A 16,532-nucleotide genomic window follows, 5' to 3' on the forward strand; every position below is an offset into this window, starting at 1 on the left:
TTTATATTTGAATGAAATTTATACAATGAAGATATTTTTCACCTTCCTTTTTTATACCCTATTCCAAGTAGGTTTTGCACAATCTGCCAATCAATATTTTGAAAAAATCAGAGATAATGAAGTTGAACTCACAGCTTTCTTTGCTCAAATGCCAAAAGGCGGCGATTTACACCACCATTATTCCGGTTCGATTTATGCAGAACCATTATTAGCTCACGCCATTGCTGAAGATTTTTATCTCAACACTCAAACCATGACTGTAAGCCAAGAAAAAGAGTCAGGAGCTGACTGGGTTTTATTTTCGACTTTACAAAAGAATGGCGAATTGGATGCCTACAAACAGAAAATCATGCAAAAATGGTCTGTCAAAGACTACAACAATGTTGATTACCCTTCGGATAAATTATTTTTTGAATCCTTTATGAAGTTTGAACCTGCCACAAAAAACAATTTTGAAGCCGGTTTATTAGAACTAAAAAACAGAGCTATTAAAGAAAATGTAAGCTACATCGAAACCCAATTATCGACTATTCCCTGTGCGATAAAAACAGATGATTTGGCAAAATTCAATACCAATTTAAGAAAATTTGCGGCAAGCAAAAACGAAAAAGTCGTTATGCAATCTTTGGATTCCTTGTATAACATTTTCTATCAAAAAGAAGCTAAAAAATATGCTTCCGATTTCAATACCAACTTTGTAGCTAAAATGCATAAAGAACTTAAAATAGACGACAACCAATTCACGATGCGCTATCAAAATTTTGTTTTGCGTTTCATGGAACCGGTTGATTTATTCAAAAATTTAATGGTTGCTTTTATCTCGGCCGACAGCAGTCCGTTGATGGCAGGTGTTAATATTGTTTCTCCAGAAGATGGTGAAACTTCCATGAAAGATTATTGGTTACACATGGTTATGTTCAAATATTGCCACAACCGTTTTCCAAATGTAAAATATACCATGCACGCCGGTGAACTCACTCTCGGATTGGTTCGTCCCGAAGAATTAAGTTGGCATATCAATGCAGCTGTTTATACTGCTGGCGCCAATAGAATCGGACATGGAGTCGATATGGCCTACGAAGAAAAGAGCTATGATTTAATGCGCTATATGGCTAAGAATAACATTCCGATCGAGATCAACCTTACCAGTAATGAGTTTATTTTAAAAGTAAAAGAAAATCGTCATCCTATTTTATTGTACAAAAAATTTGGTGTACCAATTGTAATTAGTACAGATGATGCCGGAATATTGCGAACCAATATGACCGAGCAATATGTTTTATTGGCAAAAAGATACAAAACCATTTCCTATACCGACATCAAACAATTTGTTTACAACAGTATCAACTATAGTTTTATACAAGATTCTGTGGTAAAAAAGCAATTAATCCAGAATTTGGAAAACAGATTCAAGATTTTTGAATCTGATATTGAGCAAAACACTAAAAAACAATAGTTTTATGAGAAATTCTTTAATTACTTTAATTGCAATAGCACAGTCTGCTTTTTTATTTTCTCAAACTAAAAAGCATACTTATTATAATAATGATTCTAACAATGAATTAATCGAAATATCAGAGAGTCAATATCTGAGTTTAAAAAAGGAATTAAGCCATCCTCTTATTTATGAAGATGACTCTTTAAAAGTCTCTTATTTGATAAAGATGGAAGTAACAAGCAAATTAAAAGAATCAACACTTGATTATTTTAAGAAAACTTATGACTTGGACAAAAACAACTTCACAGTAATAAATTATATAGACAATGATCCTAAACCAACTTCAATCAGTTCTCAGGTTCCTTGGGATATTTTTGAAGATGATTATATAAAACAAATTAGGAAAATTGACAAAGTAAATCACTTGTGGATAATAAATCCAGATGTAAGAAATCTTTATTATTATCATGGCAATAAGATTGGCTGGATTAAAGACGCCGAAAATTACATTCAAAAAAACTTCCTCTTCTTTGATGGATTAAATGGCGGATATATAATTTTGGATTCTAGCGGTAATTATTTCTTACATCGAGGTGAATATCGAAAAAAAGAGGTGTTAGATAAATTAAAAGAATTAAAACGAAAACCTTTCAAGTCACAATAATTTTTATCAAACCTACTGATATATCAATTAAAGTCTTTGGAAACTAATTTTAAAAATTAGTTTATAATGCAAAATACATAATACAAGATGAAACATTGGGACATCCTTTTATCCAATCAAGTTGACAAAAAAACCTTTATAAACACTTTATTATCGGGGGAGATTCAAGGAGAATTGTCGGTTTTCAATTCGTTAAACGGAATCCTATATTCTGATATTTCCATTCAAAAATTAATCGAAGAAGAATACCAATACGATTCGATTGAAGCTACGACAGAATCCAAACGAAACCTTCGCTCCTTTTCATCAGGAGAACGAAAAAAGGAATTCTTAAAATATTGCCTCAAAAAAAATCCTGACTATATTATTCTGGACAATCCTATGGATCATCTGGACCATACTTCACGAATTGAATTAACGCTGGCAATTAAGGCTATTTTGAGTTCCGTTCAAATTATTCAATTGGTAAATCGAACCATTGATTTACTTCCTTTTATTCCCAATAAAGCACTGATATCGGATAATACATTTGAATTAAAACCCGTAAACGGAATTGACAATAATTCGTTTGATAACAATGGTTATAAAATACCAATTCATAAAGAGATTTTCAATGACAGTGTTCTTATAAAAATGAATGCCGTATCCGTTTCCTATGATGAAAGACCAATTATCGATTCTCTTTCCTGGACCATAAAGCAAGGAGATTTTTGGCATCTTATTGGACCTAACGGTTCAGGAAAAAGTACTATATTATCCCTAATTTCAGGCGATAATCCCAAAGGGTACGGACAGGATGTAGAACTCTTTGGAAGAAAAAAAGGAAGTGGCGAAAGTGTTTGGGAAATAAAAAAACAAATCGGTTTTTTCAACACAGCTATGACCGACTTATTCAATAAAAGTTACGACTTGGAAGAAATGATTCTCTCCGGATTTTTCGATTCCATTGGATTATACACAGAACCTACAACCTTACAGCGAAGAATCGTAGCACAATGGCTCGAAGCAATTGAAATGAGCCATCTAAAAAACAAAATTTTCAATCGCCTTTCCATTGGACAACAAAGAGTTGCCCTTATTGCACGTGCTGTAATCAAACATCCACCTTTATTAATTCTGGATGAGCCTCTAGAAGGTTTGGATGATCAAAATGTAATATTGGTAACACAACTCATTAATATGATTAAGAAAGAAACCAATATTGCCATCCTTTTTGTTTCCCACCGAATAGAACCTAATCTTTCTCCAAATTCTGTTTTAGAATTAACCCCAAGTCCAACAGGTTCTAAAGGAATTATAAAACATCTTTTTTAAAGCGAAATAAAGTAACTGTATTCCATAAAAAAGCCTCAAAATTGAGGCTTTTATATTTTATCATTAATCTTCTTCAGCATGATGTGATTTCGAGTATCCTCTCCATTTCTCGATACAATCCTTAAAATCCTGAGGCAATTCCGTATCAAAACGCATCAATTCTCCCGTATTCGGATGTACAAAACCAAGTGTTTTGGCATGTAGTGCCTGACGTGGCAATGCTTTGAAACAATTCTCGATAAACTGTTTGTATTTCGTAAACGTGGTTCCTTTTAAAATCAAGTGACCACCGTAACGCTCATCATTAAAAAGCGGATGTCCAATATGTTTCAAGTGCGCACGAATCTGGTGTGTTCTTCCTGTTTCCAATCTGCATGAAATCAAAGTCACATATCCAAAACGCTCCAAAACTTTATAATGTGTTATTGCTGGTTTTCCTATTTCAGGATCGGCAAAAACAGCCATTTGCATACGATCTTTCAAGTGTCTTGCTAAGTTCCCTTCAATGGTTCCTTGCTCTTCAGTAACATTACCCCAAACTAGAGCAATATATTCTCTTTCGGATGTTTTGGCTTCAAATTGTTTGGCCAAATGCGTCATCGCTGCTTCAGTTTTGGCAATAACCAATAATCCCGAAGTATCCTTATCAATTCTATGAACTAATCCAGGACGTTCACTACTGTTCATTGGTAAATTCTCAAAATGAAATGCCAATGCATTCACCAAAGTTCCCGTATAATTCCCATGACCGGGATGTACTACCAATCCAGGTGGTTTATTGATTAGCAAAAGTGCCTCATCTTCATAAACAATATCCAACGGAATATCCTCTGGATCTACCCTGTTTTCAAATGGTGGATGTGACAACATTACCTGAATCACATCAAGGGGTTTCACTTTATAATTTGACTTTACAGTCAAGTCATTCACAAAAATATTCCCTTCGGTAGCGGCATTCTGTATTTTATTTCGTGTGGCATTCGGAATCATACCCATCAGGTATTTGTCAATCCTCAAAATCGCCTGTCCTTTCGGAACTTCATAACGAAAATGCTCAAATAACTCTTCGTCTAAATCCTCTATTGGCTCAATATTATTGTTCATCTGTTGTTTTTTCTTCTGTTGGAACAGCAGTAGTAGAATCTACAGCAGTTTCTTCTTGATAACTCTCTTTTCCATCTCCCAAAACCAAATCAATTTTTGAAGCTTTCAACACTCTATCTCCTACTTTCACATTTCTGCCTTTATAACGCATTTCCAAGACCATGTCTTTTCCTAGATTTGGAACATAAGTGATTGTTCCTGCTTCAAGTCCCAATGCCTTAAGTGTTGGCACTGCCTCACGATATGTTTTATCAATCAAATCAGGAATTCGAACAGACGAAAACCCAGATGAATTAATCTTAATATATACTTTTCTACCTACTTTCACCTTTGTTCCAGGCATAGGATCTTGCTCCACGACACTATATTTTGGATAATCTCCTCTAAAATCTACACTGTCCAACAACTCATAATCCAAATCCAATTCATCTAGCTTATCTTCTACTTGTTCCTCTGTCAATTTTCTCAAATCGGGAACCGCAATTTCATTTCCATGATCCGTAGTAAATGTCAACCAATGCATGAATAAATAACCCAAAACTGCAATAATGGCAAGTGCAATCAACACCTGTCCGAAAAATACACGACTCGTAAGATATTTTTTTAAGCTCATAAATATTTTTATTTCCCGCAAAGATAAAGCTATTTCGTTTCAAAAAAAATGATAATTTTGTTTAGCATACGTTTAATCGACTAATCGGTTAAACGTTTAACCGATTAAACGAATTAAATGAAAAACATTGCCATCATCATGGGCGGCTATTCAAGCGAATACCAAATCTCATTAATTAGCGGAAACGTAGTTTACCAATTCTTGGACAAAACCAAATACAACGCCTTCCGCATCCATATTTTTAAAGAAAAATGGGTATATGTTGATGCTAATGATGCCGAATTTCCAATTGATCGAAATGATTTTTCCGTAAACATAAACGGGACCAAACAAACTTTCGACTGCGTTTTCAATGCCATTCACGGAACTCCGGGTGAAGACGGATTGATGCAAGCTTATTTCGAATTATTAAACATTCCTCAAACTGCCTGCGATTATTACCAAGCAGCATTAACCTTCAACAAACGTGATTTATTGTCGGTATTGAAACCATACGGAATCAAAACAGCCAATTCATATTATCTAAACAAAGGTGACATCATCAACACTGACGAAATTGTCCAAAAACTAGGTTTGCCTTGTTTTGTAAAACCAAATAAGGCCGGTTCTAGCTTTGGAATTTCAAAAGTAAAAACTGCTGCCGAGTTACCAATCGCCATTGAAGTAGCCTACAAAGAAGACAACGAAATCATCATAGAAAGTTTCCTTGACGGAACCGAAGTTTCTGTTGGAGTAATTAACTACAAAGGGACAGTAACTGTTTTACCAATAACCGAAATTATCTCCGAGAATGATTTCTTCGATTATGAAGCCAAATACCAAGGTAAATCACAGGAAATTACACCGGCTAGAATTTCGGATGAAATGACCCAAAAAGTGGGAGAAATAGCCAAACGCGCCTATGAAGTGCTAAAAATGAAAGGATTCTCTCGAAGCGAATTTATCATTGTGGACGGCGAACCTCATATGCTCGAAATGAACACCATTCCTGGTCTTACCACCGAAAGTTTGATTCCGCAACAAGCCAAAGCAGCAGGGATTTCACTGGAAGATTTATTTACAAATGCTATTGAGTTGGCACTTAATTAAGTTGCTGAGTTACTAAGTTGCTAAGATTCTAAGACACTTAGCAACTTAGTAACTTAGAATCTTAGAATCTTAAAAAAACATGAATAAAACCAGAATCGAAGCCTTTAGCGATGGTGTTTTAGCCATTATCATAACGATAATGGTTTTAGAAATAAAAGCACCTGAAGAAGATAGTTTTGAATCTTTAAAACACTTGATTCCAGTTTTCTTAAGCTATGTTTTGAGTTTTATATACGTTGGGATTTATTGGAATAACCATCATCATATGTTTCAAGTGGTTAAAAAAGTGAATGGCTCTATTTTGTGGGGCAATCTTTTTTTACTCTTTTGGCTTTCATTGATTCCGTTTGCAACAAGCTGGATTGGAGAACATCATTTTGCAGCAGTTCCTATGAGCATTTATGGCTTTGTCCTACTGATGTGCGCTATTGCTTACAATTTACTCCAAAATAAAATTATAAAGCTAGAGGGTAAAGATTCAATTTTGCACCGAGCAGTTGAAAAGGATCTGAAAGGTAAAATATCAGCATTAGCATATCTATTGGCAATTCCATTGGCTTTTGTCTCGCCTTGGATTTCTGGTCTGCTTTATATTACAGTAGCGATGCTTTGGATTGTTCCGGATTCAAGAATTGAAAAACAACTAAACTAAATTGAAATGAAATCGCCATGATTCCAAATCACAAATAGAAATACAGAGTGGCAATACCATATTTCGATAAAAAAATATAAAATTCATATGAAAAAAGCCATATTCCCGGGATCGTTTGACCCTATCACTTTAGGCCACGAGGACATCATCAATAGAGGCATTTCACTTTTTGATGAAATCGTGATTGCCATTGGGGTCAATGCCGAAAAAAAATACATGTTTACACTCGAAGAAAGAAAACGTTTCATCGAAGAAACATTCAAAAATGAGCCGAAAATTACTGTCATCACTTACGAGGGTTTAACCATCGATTTATGCCAAAAAGTAAAAGCTGATTTTATATTAAGAGGACTCCGCAACCCCGCCGATTTTGAATTTGAAAAAGCAATCGCCCACACCAATAGACGATTATCCAAAATAGAAACTGTCTTTTTATTGACCGCAGCACGAACTTCATACATAAGCTCCAGTATCGTTAGAGATGTAATTAGAAATTTTGGTGAATACGAAATGCTGGTTCCTAAAGCAGTTAGGGTCAAATTGCATAAGTAATATTAATACCAAACCAGAAAAATAGAATTAAGTTTCTTTACGAACGAAATTAAACTTGGAAGATTCCAAAATAATCCATCCAAAAAAACTAAATAGATGACAGAATTTCCAGTAACAAATTCTACACTTTCTGCCAATAAGCTTGGAGAATTATTACAACATAAATACTCTTTAAGCGAAAATACGGAATGTAAGCTTTTCAGAACTGGAATGAATCACGTTTATATGGTTACCGATAGTAATGAGAAATATGTTTTTCGTATTTATACTTTTGATTGGAGAACAAAAAAAGAAATAGTAGAAGAGTTAAGATTACTAATCCACTTAAATAAAAACAATACTCCTGTTTCATTCCCAATAGTCGATAATCTGAATGAATATATTCAAGAAATTAATGCTCCTGAGGGGAAAAGATTTGGTGTATTATTTTCGTTTGCAGATGGCACAAAATCCGCAAAATTCACACCTGAAACAAGTTTTTATATTGGAGAAGCATTAGCAAAAGTCCACCAATCAACAGAAAATTTTACATTAAGCAGAATAACCTACGACAATACTGTTTTGCTTATTGACTCTATTAAACGAACACGTGAATTTTTCAAAAAAGAATCTGACGAGATATTATTTTTAGAAAAAACTGCTAATTTTCTTCAAAAGGAATTTAATAATGTACAAAAAGATCAAATCAGAAATGGAGCTGTTCACCTGGACGTATGGTTTGATAATATACATTTTAATACCGAAAATAAAGTAACACTTTTTGATTTTGATTTTTGTGGAAATGGATGGCTATGTCTTGATATATCTTACTTTTTATTTCAATTATACTATACAAACCTAAATGACAACGATTACCAAATTAAAGCAGAAAGTTTTTTAAAAGGCTATGAAACCATAACTAAAATTAGTGAAGAAGAAAGACGTATTTTACCTTTTGCCTGTCTAGCAATTATGACATATTACATAAGTATACAATGCGACAGATATGACAATTGGACAAACATTTTTTTAAATGAAGACCATTTAAAAAGATTTGTAGGGAATTTGAAACGATGGATTGCTTATAATAAAATTCAAATCGAATAATATTGTCTAATTGAAATGACAAAGACATACAAAACATTAACTTGCAAAACCTACCATTTAAGCGTAATTTTGCAACCTAAAATAACACATTCAACATAATGAGCTTCGAAAGAGAATTAAATAAACGCAGCGGTTCACAATGTGAATTATGCGCTGCCACCGAGAACTTAAAAGAATTCCAAATATTGCCTACCAAAAAAGGTGGATTGGACGAAAGCATTTTTGCTTGTACTACTTGCATAGATCAAATTGAAAATCCAGGACATGAAGATTTAAACCACTGGAGATGTCTGAATGACAGCATGTGGAGCGAACACATTCCAGTACAGGTTTCAGCTTGGAGAATGTTAAGCCGTTTGCGTAAAAATGGTTGGCCTCAAGAGCTTTTGGAACAAATGTATTTTGACGAAGACACACTGGAATGGGCACAAGCCACAGGTGAAGGAGAAGATGATGAAAACAAAATCATACACCGCGATGTAAATGGTGTGATTTTAGCCCATGGAGATTCAGTAGTGTTGATCAAGGATCTAAAAGTAAAAGGATCAAGTATGGTTGCCAAACAAGGAACTTCGGTTCGTAACATCCGTTTGGATCATGAAAATGCAGAATACATTGAAGGAAAAGTAGATGGACAACAAATTGTAATTATTACACAATACGTTAAGAAAATATAATTTCGGTTTCCATAAAAATAAAAAACGTCCCAATAAATTGGGACGTTTTTGTTTTATAATACTATTTCAATTAGCTTTTTTGAAATAATTTTTCAACTTGCTCTCTTGATAATGGTTCAGAAATATGTGTTGAACCAGCTTCTTTGTTTGAAACCATAAATTGTACAGTTGTTTTATCAGAACTTGCAATATAGTGTAACCAAACATAATTATTAGGTAATTCCAATTTTACATCATTCAAAGGACTTGCGCTAAATCCACTTGAAATAATTTTGTAAAGACTTTGATAAGCATTATCAACATTTTTAAAAGTAAAAGCTTTCAAAGCAGCCTCTTCTTCTTCACTTTGAACAGTTGTGTAAAAAAAGGTAAAGTCATCACCTATTTTTTGAACATAAAAACTATTATTTATCCTTCCCAATTTTTCAACTGGCACAGTTTCAACAATTTTAATTTGGCTAAAACCAATAGAACTAATAAACAAAACAGCAATCGCAATAATTTTTTTCATAATTTATTTGGGGTTTAATGATATACTTGATAGGTAAGTATTTGTTAGCAAACATAATAATAAAAAGAAACAACTCCTTTCTATTATTATCTTTTTATCAACAGTAATTTATTTTTTTTGTTTGTAAATTAACACTACAACTCATAAGATTTTAGTCTGAAGAAAAAATTATAAAGACATAAAAATCTAAACTCTGCAATCTGAAATCTGCATTCTATTCCTCCTCTTTTTTAATCACCTTTCTTGCTACTTCAATCTTAAATTTCTTGCCTTTCATTTTTTCATCTTTTACATGATGCAATAAATCCCTGACTTTATTGAATTTTACTGCTGCAAACGAGATAAAATCTTTGACTTCAATTAATCCCAAATCTCCTTTTTCCAATTTTCCTTTTTGAGAAAAGAAACCTACGATGTCAATTTTATTGAGTTTATTTTTCTTTCCTCCACTAATATAAATAGTTTGAAACTCGGGAGGTTTTGGAAGTGTGTTTGAATTTTCTACATTAAACACTTCCATACCGTAATCCAAATAATCCATTTTTTTCTCACTCTCATGCGCAATCACATAAGCTGTCCCAGATGCCAACATACGAGCCGTACGCCCATTTCTATGAGTAAACTCATCTTCTTTCAAAGGCAAGTGATAGTGGATTACATGCTTCATTTCGGGAATATCAAGTCCGCGAGCAGCAAGATCTGTAGTAATTAAATAACTCATACTTCCATTACGGAATTGAATTAACGATCTTTCACGTTCATCCTGATCCATTCCACCATGATAATAAGTGGCATAAATTCCCTTTTCGTTCAAAGTATCGCTAATACGCTCTGCAGCATCACGATGATTGCAAAAAACAATCGCCTGTTGTGATTTTAAAGAACAAATCAAATTAAACAAACTTCCCAGTTTGTCTTTTTCTTTCGAAACTACCATTTTGGTAGCCAAGTTACTTTCCTGCTCCTCTTCTGTCGGAATAAAATCCAAGATCGTTGGATTCACAACTCGTGTATATTTTGGAATTTCAATGTCGGATGTGGCTGAAACCAATACTCGTTTGTTCAGTTTGCTAAGTTTACCAATAATGAAAGACATTTGTTCGTGGAAACCTAACTGTAGCGATTTGTCAAACTCGTCAAGAATTAAAGTTTGGATTTTATCCAATCGAAAAGTGCCTCTATCGATATGATCTGCTATTCTACCTGGAGTTCCAATTAAAACTGCCGGTGGATTACTTAAATTTTTGATTTCGGTATCAATTGAATGTCCGCCGTAGCATACATTTACTTTGTAATCGGTTCCCATTTTTTTCCAAACCTGTTCAATTTGCAATCCTAATTCTCGTGATGGAACTAGAATCAAACATTGTACAGACAGAATTTCTGGCTGTAACATTTCGAAAATCGGCAATAAAAAAGCCAATGTCTTTCCGGAACCTGTTGGAGAAAGCAGTAAAACATTATTATCATTTAAAATGACATCTTGTGCAACTTCCTGCATTTCATTTAGGCTTTCGATGCCTAAATTCAATAATATATTGTTGGAGTGGTGTTTCTTATTCATTTTGCAAAGGTAATCAAAAATAACACTTTGTTTTCAACACTGGAACCTCCCATTTTGTATCACAGAATTTCATAGTTTTTATGACTAGCAATTCTGTGTTTATTTTTCTATTTTTTTGGAATGATTGCAAAAAAGCAAAGTATCTCCCTTTAGCCCCGATAGCAGTGGAAATCCTTGTGTGCCGGGGTTCGGCATACAAGATTGTAACAGATAGCGGGACGGTCTTTCCTGAAAAAACAAAATCTTTCTGCTCCAAAAAATTAATTATCAAAATAAGATTATTAATATAATTCTAAAAAGCTTCGGTAAGTCTAAAATAAAATCCCCAATCCCCACGACCTACAGCAACATCTATTCCTGCATTTACCTTTTGACCAGCCTTTTCAATTACCTGAAATCTTGCTCCAGCACCTATACTTGGCAATGGCTTGCTCCATGACGCACCAGAATTATACCAATCACCAGCGGCTGCACCTTCTTCGGATTTTCTATAGGCGATTCCAAGTCCAACAAACCCAACATATCCCCATTTTTTATAAAAATTATTTCGAAATTCAGTTTGAACCGTATAGGTTTGATTTCCTCTGTATTCCCCTTGAGTATATCCTCTTAAATCAGTTTGACCGATATAATCCTGCGAAGCAAAAGGAACGTCGCCGAAATTGGCTTTCATTGCAAAACGACTGGCTAAAATTTTGTGGTCACCCAATTTCTTATAATGGTTCACATACAACATTGTTTTAATGAAATCATTGTCGTTGTCAAGCCATTCGGGTATCATTGAAAATCTTCCGTCAACAAAAATTCCATCACTTGGGTTGTAAATACTGTTTCGGGTATCATAACTAATCGGCACGGATAGAGAATTAGTATTATTAGGCTCCACTATCTCATTACCATCCGGAAGCGTAACAGTTACATCCGACCGCATCATGAATCCACCAATACCTAAATAAAAATTTTCGAAAACCCTTCTCTGTAGTGCGAATGCAAATAGAGTTCCCTTTGTGGTGTAAGGAGTTTCATAAACTCCGGCCTGACCACCATCTACATCTTCAAAAGTTTGGAAAGCCTGAAAATTATAGTTTATGTATCCAACTGCGCCAAGTATTCTCCAATAATCTTCCATAAGATAAAGACGTGTCCCAAACATAAAGTAGTAAGAATCATTCGTGGCATAATTACCAACACCCATCAATCTGGAAAGAGGTGCTTTTTTTGAATTGTCTGCCTTAAAAAGTCCCATAGCTATTACCCCAATTCCTGCTCCCTGAGAGCGATCATAAGTCAAAGTGGGTATAGGCATAAAAGCAAATTTCTTTTCTTTCTTTTTGACGGTGTCCGATTTTTTAACTGTATCCAAATTGCTAACCAACATTGGTTCGAGAATTGCCTTTTTATATAGCCACGCTTTCTCATTATTTGAAAATGAAAAAACATAAAAAGTACAAAATAAAAAGGCAGGGAGTAGAAAGGTTCTTTTCATTTGAATTTAGAGTTTGAATACAAAAAAATACTAATTGTAAAAATTCACCTCTCAAAAATAAGCATAAACAAATTTAAAAACGCTTTTTATTTAAGATAAATCCACTAATTTTCAAACGAATACATAATAAAATAGATCTTTATGTGATGTATTTTACTTTAGTACAAAAAAACAAATTGTAATTATCTTAATTCATTCTAAAGCCTTCAGCCCAATTTCAAGCAAAAAATAATTTTAAATTAATTACATTTGAAATCTATATTCAAAATTTACCTCATGAAATTAATACGCTTTTGCTTCCTGCTGATCACTGTTTCCGTTTTTGCTCAAAATAACAATAAATACCGCACTTTTTTTGAAAAGGGAAATGGAAATCAATCGGCAAATTATCAAGAAACAATAGATTATTACACACTCTTGGCAAAAGATTTTCAAACTGTCAAAATGGAAAAAATGGGTTTGACTGATAGTGGCGAACCATTATATATGATTACTTTCAATCCTGAAAAGAAATTTAATTTTGAAGAAATTCAAAAAAACAAAGCTGTTTTGCTTCTCAATAATGGAATACATGCGGGCGAACCAGACGGAATAGACGCAACTATGCAATTGTTTCGAGATTTAGCTTTAGGCAAAATAAAAACCCCAAAAAACACAGTTATAGTTACGATTCCTGTTTACAATATTGGAGGTGCTTTGAACAGAAATTCCTCTTCAAGAGCCAACCAAGAAGGACCTGAAGAGTATGGTTTTAGAGGCAATGCCAGAAACTATGATTTAAATCGTGATATGATTAAATCCGACACGAGAAACACCAAAAGTTTTGTTGCAATTTATCATAAAATAAATCCAGACGTTTTCATTGATAACCATGTGAGTAATGGTTCCGATTATCAATACAAACTGACCTATATCATGACACAGCACAATAAATTGGGAACTGTTCTTGGAGATTATATGAATACCGAAATGATGCCATTTATTGTAAAAGATTTGGAACAAAAAAATATTCCAACAACACCTTATGTCAATGCATTCGAAGAAACACCTGATAATGGTTTTGTACAATTTTCGGATACGCCAAGATATACAACTGGTTATACTTCACTTTTCAACACAATTGGATTTGTAGTTGAAACCCATATGCTTAAAAAATATGCTGATCGTGTAAAAGCTACTTATGAATATATGATTTCAACAATCAATTTTACCGATTTGAATTATAAAAAATTAAAAGAATTGCGTACTAAAAATGAAGAACAATATAAACCTAAAAAATCATATCCGGTTGAATGGAAAATAGACAGTTCTAAGACTACAACCTTTTTGTTTTCGGGTTTTGAGGCTTCTTATAAAAAAAGTGAAGTCACTACAGGGAAACGATTATTCTATGACAGAACTAAACCTTATCAAAAGAATGTGCCATATATCAAAGAATATAAATCGGTTAAAGATATTACGATTCCGAAAGCCTATATTATCCCAAAAGGATATTGGAATGTGATTGATTTATTAAAAAGTAATAATTGCAAATACACGCAATTAAAAAAAGATACCATTATCGAAGTTGAAAGTTATAAAATTGCCGATTATAAAACTTCAAGTAGAGCTTATGAAGGGCATTATCCGCATAGAAATACAAAATTGACGGCAACTATTGAGAAGAAAGCTTTTGCAAAAGGAGATTATGTATTTTCGACTGAACAAAAAGCGGTAAAATATTTACTGGAGACTTTAGAACCTGAAACTGTTGATTCGTTCTTCAATTGGAACTTTTTTGACAGCATTTTACAACAAAAGGAAGGATATTCAGAATATGTTTTTGAGGATTTGGCAGCCCAACTTTTAAAAGACAACCCTAATTTAAAAACAGAGTTGGAAACCAAAGTCAATAATGATCCAGCATTTGCAAAAAATAGCGAAGCTCAATTGGATTGGGTTTATAAACATTCCAAATTCTATGAAAAAGAACATTTACAATATCCTGTTTACAGATTACTGAACTAAAATATTGTTTTAATTATTTGATTAATTTTTCTTCTTCAAATAGAAGTTTAATATTCTCATAAGAATTTTTCAATGCTTGAGGTATTTCACTTGGCTTCAACCAAGCTACTTTTTCAATTCCCTCTTCTAATTGTCCTTTTGGAATGCCTTCAAACGTAGATTGCATTTCAAACCAATGTGTGATTTTTAATTTGTATTTACCGTTTCGTTTAAAAACATGATACGTTTTCTGAAGTTTTTTGATAACTTTCAATTCATTTACGCCAGTTTCTTCTTCCACTTCACGCATGGCGGTCTCTTCAATTAGCTCTCCTTTATCGGTGCCGCCCTTTGGTAAATCCCATTTTCCATTTCTAAAAATAAACAAAACTTCTCCCTTTTTATTATAAACCAATCCACCTCCAGCTTTATTTACTGGAATTTTTGCTTTCAAAGTTTTCATAATCACACTCTCATCAGGGTGATAGAGATAGGCTTTCTTAATTTTATTTTGAAACATTTTTACAATAACTTGCTTAATATCAATGCTATCAAGCAGGAAAAGTTGAAAATCAGTCTCCTTGGAGATTTGATTTGTCAAAAAAAGTGGTTTGTCGTTAACAAAAACTTTATACATTTGTATTATGATTTTTAATAAAGATACAGCCGAAAAAACAGCCGAATTGCTTTTGCAAATAAATGCAATTAAATTGAATCCAGGAAATCCTTTTACATGGGCTTCTGGATGGAGATCGCCTATATATTGCGATAATCGTTTAATCCTCTCGTTTCCAGCCATAAGAAATTATGTTAGAGACGAATTTTCTAAAAACATCGAGAAACAATTTGGTAAGCCAGATGTTATTGCTGGTGTAGCTACTGGAGCGATTGGTATAGGAATGCTAGTTGCTGAAAGTATGGGATTACCTTTTGTATATGTTCGACCAGAGCCCAAAAAACACGGGCGTCAAAACCAAGTAGAAGGTTTTTTACAAAAAGGACAGAGCGTAGTAATTATAGAAGATTTAATTAGCACTGGAAACAGTAGTTTGCTTGCCGTTGAAGGCTTACGAGAAGCAGGAGCAGTTATAAAAGGGATGGCAGCTATATTCACTTATGGATTTGATGTTGCAGACCAAAACTTCAAAAAAGCTAAAATTGATTTATACACTTTGAGCAATTATCAAAATTTATTGAATTTAGCTGTTGCCAAAAAGTATGTTACCGAAAAAGAAGAGCAAACTTTGAGAGAATGGAATGTAATTCCATCTACTTGGGGAGTCTAAATAGTAGCTTTCTGACTTTAGGCCAAATTCCTTTAAAACAAAATAACAAACAATACACAAAATAATGAACTTAGAAAGTCCAAAAGTTACGGTTGAAAAATCAAGTCAAGAATTATTCAATTTATTAAGCGATGTAAAAAACTTCGAAAAATTAATGCCCGATAATATTGCAAAATTTGAAGTTATTGGAGAAGATGCTTTTATTTTTGGATTAAAAGGAATGCCCGAAATCAAATTAAAAATGAAAGAGAAAGTAGCTCCAAACAAAATTGTTTTAGGTGCTGCTAGCGACAAACTTCCATTTACTTTAGTTGCCAATATCGATACTATTTCAGAGCAATCAAGTGCTGTAAAACTAGATTTTGAAGGCGAATTTAATGCAATGATGGCAATGATGGTAAAAGGCCCTATTGGGAAATTCATCGAGACCTTGGCAAACAATATGACAAAACTTTAATATTTTTCTAAAAAAAACAAAAGCCTTTTAGCTAAAAACTAAAAGGCTTTTTT

The 16,532-nt window shown here is 33.4% G+C and carries 17 protein-coding genes; 11 read left to right on the forward strand and 6 right to left on the reverse strand.

Annotated features, from left to right (window positions below; translation table 11 throughout):
• The first annotated feature begins 25 nt into the window (after window positions 1-25).
• From J2W95_RS13485 to J2W95_RS13495, 3 genes are all read left to right on the forward strand, one after another.
• Window positions 26-1,456, forward strand: a complete 1,431-nt coding sequence (locus J2W95_RS13485) for an adenosine deaminase (RefSeq protein ID WP_310007867.1) — start codon at window positions 26-28, stop codon at window positions 1,454-1,456.
• A 4-nt stretch (window positions 1,457-1,460) separates the two neighbouring features.
• Entirely contained in the window at window positions 1,461-2,102 is a 642-nt protein-coding gene (locus J2W95_RS13490; RefSeq protein WP_310007869.1) for a hypothetical protein, read from the forward strand.
• A gap of 87 nt (window positions 2,103-2,189) precedes the next feature.
• Window positions 2,190-3,416, forward strand: a complete 1,227-nt coding sequence (locus J2W95_RS13495; RefSeq protein ID WP_310007871.1) for an ATP-binding cassette domain-containing protein — start codon at window positions 2,190-2,192, stop codon at window positions 3,414-3,416.
• Between the two features lie 63 nt (window positions 3,417-3,479).
• On the opposite strand, the gene J2W95_RS13500 is transcribed toward J2W95_RS13495, so the two are convergent.
• Together J2W95_RS13500 and J2W95_RS13505 are read right to left on the reverse strand one after the other, a co-directional pair.
• Window positions 3,480-4,520, reverse strand: coding sequence for an RluA family pseudouridine synthase (locus J2W95_RS13500; RefSeq protein WP_310007873.1), 1,041 nt, complete (start codon window positions 4,518-4,520; stop codon window positions 3,480-3,482).
• Window positions 4,510-5,133 (reverse strand): PASTA domain-containing protein, encoded by a 624-nt coding sequence (locus tag J2W95_RS13505; protein ID WP_310007875.1) that lies wholly within the window; start codon window positions 5,131-5,133, stop codon window positions 4,510-4,512. Before J2W95_RS13505 ends, J2W95_RS13500 begins: the two co-directional genes overlap by 11 nt.
• Before the next feature lie 117 nt (window positions 5,134-5,250).
• Between J2W95_RS13505 and J2W95_RS13510 the strand changes: the two genes are divergently transcribed.
• From J2W95_RS13510 to J2W95_RS13530, 5 genes are all read left to right on the forward strand, one after another.
• Window positions 5,251-6,222, forward strand: coding sequence for a D-alanine--D-alanine ligase (locus J2W95_RS13510; protein WP_310007877.1), 972 nt, complete (start codon window positions 5,251-5,253; stop codon window positions 6,220-6,222).
• 79 nt (window positions 6,223-6,301) lie between these two features.
• Entirely contained in the window at window positions 6,302-6,874 is a 573-nt protein-coding gene (locus tag J2W95_RS13515) for a TMEM175 family protein (protein WP_310007879.1), read from the forward strand.
• A gap of 87 nt (window positions 6,875-6,961) precedes the next feature.
• Window positions 6,962-7,426, forward strand: coding sequence for a pantetheine-phosphate adenylyltransferase (gene coaD / locus J2W95_RS13520; protein WP_310007881.1), 465 nt, complete (start codon window positions 6,962-6,964; stop codon window positions 7,424-7,426).
• Window positions 7,427-7,522: 96 nt separating this feature from the next.
• Window positions 7,523-8,512, forward strand: coding sequence for a phosphotransferase (locus J2W95_RS13525; protein WP_310007883.1), 990 nt, complete (start codon window positions 7,523-7,525; stop codon window positions 8,510-8,512).
• Between the two features lie 98 nt (window positions 8,513-8,610).
• Complete coding sequence (locus J2W95_RS13530; protein WP_310007886.1) at window positions 8,611-9,189, forward strand: PhnA domain-containing protein; 579 nt, start codon at window positions 8,611-8,613, stop codon at window positions 9,187-9,189.
• A 70-nt stretch (window positions 9,190-9,259) separates the two neighbouring features.
• Here J2W95_RS13530 and J2W95_RS13535 read toward each other — a convergent pair whose 3' ends face one another.
• From J2W95_RS13535 to J2W95_RS13545, 3 genes are all read right to left on the reverse strand, one after another.
• Window positions 9,260-9,700, reverse strand: coding sequence for a hypothetical protein (locus J2W95_RS13535; RefSeq protein WP_310007888.1), 441 nt, complete (start codon window positions 9,698-9,700; stop codon window positions 9,260-9,262).
• 214 nt (window positions 9,701-9,914) lie between these two features.
• Window positions 9,915-11,264, reverse strand: coding sequence for a DEAD/DEAH box helicase (locus J2W95_RS13540; RefSeq protein ID WP_310007890.1), 1,350 nt, complete (start codon window positions 11,262-11,264; stop codon window positions 9,915-9,917).
• 292 nt (window positions 11,265-11,556) lie between these two features.
• Window positions 11,557-12,750, reverse strand: coding sequence for a BamA/TamA family outer membrane protein (locus J2W95_RS13545; RefSeq protein ID WP_310007893.1), 1,194 nt, complete (start codon window positions 12,748-12,750; stop codon window positions 11,557-11,559).
• A 276-nt stretch (window positions 12,751-13,026) separates the two neighbouring features.
• Here J2W95_RS13545 and J2W95_RS13550 point away from each other — a divergent pair, with 276 nt between their 5' ends.
• Complete coding sequence (locus tag J2W95_RS13550) at window positions 13,027-14,757, forward strand: M14 family metallopeptidase (protein WP_310007895.1); 1,731 nt, start codon at window positions 13,027-13,029, stop codon at window positions 14,755-14,757.
• A 13-nt stretch (window positions 14,758-14,770) separates the two neighbouring features.
• Here the strand turns inward: J2W95_RS13550 and J2W95_RS13555 are convergent, their stop codons facing one another.
• Window positions 14,771-15,373: an NUDIX hydrolase gene (locus J2W95_RS13555; RefSeq protein ID WP_310007897.1), complete on the reverse strand. Its 603-nt coding sequence runs from the start codon at window positions 15,371-15,373 to the stop codon at window positions 14,771-14,773.
• A 7-nt stretch (window positions 15,374-15,380) separates the two neighbouring features.
• Between J2W95_RS13555 and pyrE the strand changes: the two genes are divergently transcribed.
• Both pyrE and J2W95_RS13565 read left to right on the forward strand, forming a co-directional pair.
• Window positions 15,381-16,022: an orotate phosphoribosyltransferase gene (pyrE, locus tag J2W95_RS13560; RefSeq protein WP_310007899.1), complete on the forward strand. Its 642-nt coding sequence runs from the start codon at window positions 15,381-15,383 to the stop codon at window positions 16,020-16,022.
• Between the two features lie 64 nt (window positions 16,023-16,086).
• Window positions 16,087-16,479, forward strand: coding sequence for an SRPBCC family protein (locus J2W95_RS13565; protein WP_310007903.1), 393 nt, complete (start codon window positions 16,087-16,089; stop codon window positions 16,477-16,479).
• Window positions 16,480-16,532: the final 53 nt, after the last annotated feature.

It is taken from the genome of Flavobacterium granuli (assembly GCF_031456055.1).
Taxonomy (GTDB): domain Bacteria; phylum Bacteroidota; class Bacteroidia; order Flavobacteriales; family Flavobacteriaceae; genus Flavobacterium; species Flavobacterium granuli_A.

Bases quoted from the DNA above. Each gene is read 5' to 3' on its own strand.
- J2W95_RS13485 (WP_310007867.1), top strand. From the start codon at position 26: ATGAAGATATTTTTCACCTTCCTTTTTTATACCCTATTCCAAGTAGGT.
- J2W95_RS13490 (WP_310007869.1), top strand. From the start codon at position 1,461: ATGAGAAATTCTTTAATTACTTTAATTGCAATAGCACAGTCTGCTTTT.
- J2W95_RS13495 (WP_310007871.1), top strand. From the start codon at position 2,190: ATGAAACATTGGGACATCCTTTTATCCAATCAAGTTGACAAAAAAACC.
- J2W95_RS13500 (WP_310007873.1), bottom strand. From the start codon at position 4,520: ATGAACAATAATATTGAGCCAATAGAGGATTTAGACGAAGAGTTATTT.
- J2W95_RS13505 (WP_310007875.1), bottom strand. From the start codon at position 5,133: ATGAGCTTAAAAAAATATCTTACGAGTCGTGTATTTTTCGGACAGGTG.
- J2W95_RS13510 (WP_310007877.1), top strand. From the start codon at position 5,251: ATGAAAAACATTGCCATCATCATGGGCGGCTATTCAAGCGAATACCAA.
- J2W95_RS13515 (WP_310007879.1), top strand. From the start codon at position 6,302: ATGAATAAAACCAGAATCGAAGCCTTTAGCGATGGTGTTTTAGCCATT.
- coaD (WP_310007881.1), top strand. From the start codon at position 6,962: ATGAAAAAAGCCATATTCCCGGGATCGTTTGACCCTATCACTTTAGGC.
- J2W95_RS13525 (WP_310007883.1), top strand. From the start codon at position 7,523: ATGACAGAATTTCCAGTAACAAATTCTACACTTTCTGCCAATAAGCTT.
- J2W95_RS13530 (WP_310007886.1), top strand. From the start codon at position 8,611: ATGAGCTTCGAAAGAGAATTAAATAAACGCAGCGGTTCACAATGTGAA.
- J2W95_RS13535 (WP_310007888.1), bottom strand. From the start codon at position 9,700: ATGAAAAAAATTATTGCGATTGCTGTTTTGTTTATTAGTTCTATTGGT.
- J2W95_RS13540 (WP_310007890.1), bottom strand. From the start codon at position 11,264: ATGAATAAGAAACACCACTCCAACAATATATTATTGAATTTAGGCATC.
- J2W95_RS13545 (WP_310007893.1), bottom strand. From the start codon at position 12,750: ATGAAAAGAACCTTTCTACTCCCTGCCTTTTTATTTTGTACTTTTTAT.
- J2W95_RS13550 (WP_310007895.1), top strand. From the start codon at position 13,027: ATGAAATTAATACGCTTTTGCTTCCTGCTGATCACTGTTTCCGTTTTT.
- J2W95_RS13555 (WP_310007897.1), bottom strand. From the start codon at position 15,373: ATGTATAAAGTTTTTGTTAACGACAAACCACTTTTTTTGACAAATCAA.
- pyrE (WP_310007899.1), top strand. From the start codon at position 15,381: ATGATTTTTAATAAAGATACAGCCGAAAAAACAGCCGAATTGCTTTTG.
- J2W95_RS13565 (WP_310007903.1), top strand. From the start codon at position 16,087: ATGAACTTAGAAAGTCCAAAAGTTACGGTTGAAAAATCAAGTCAAGAA.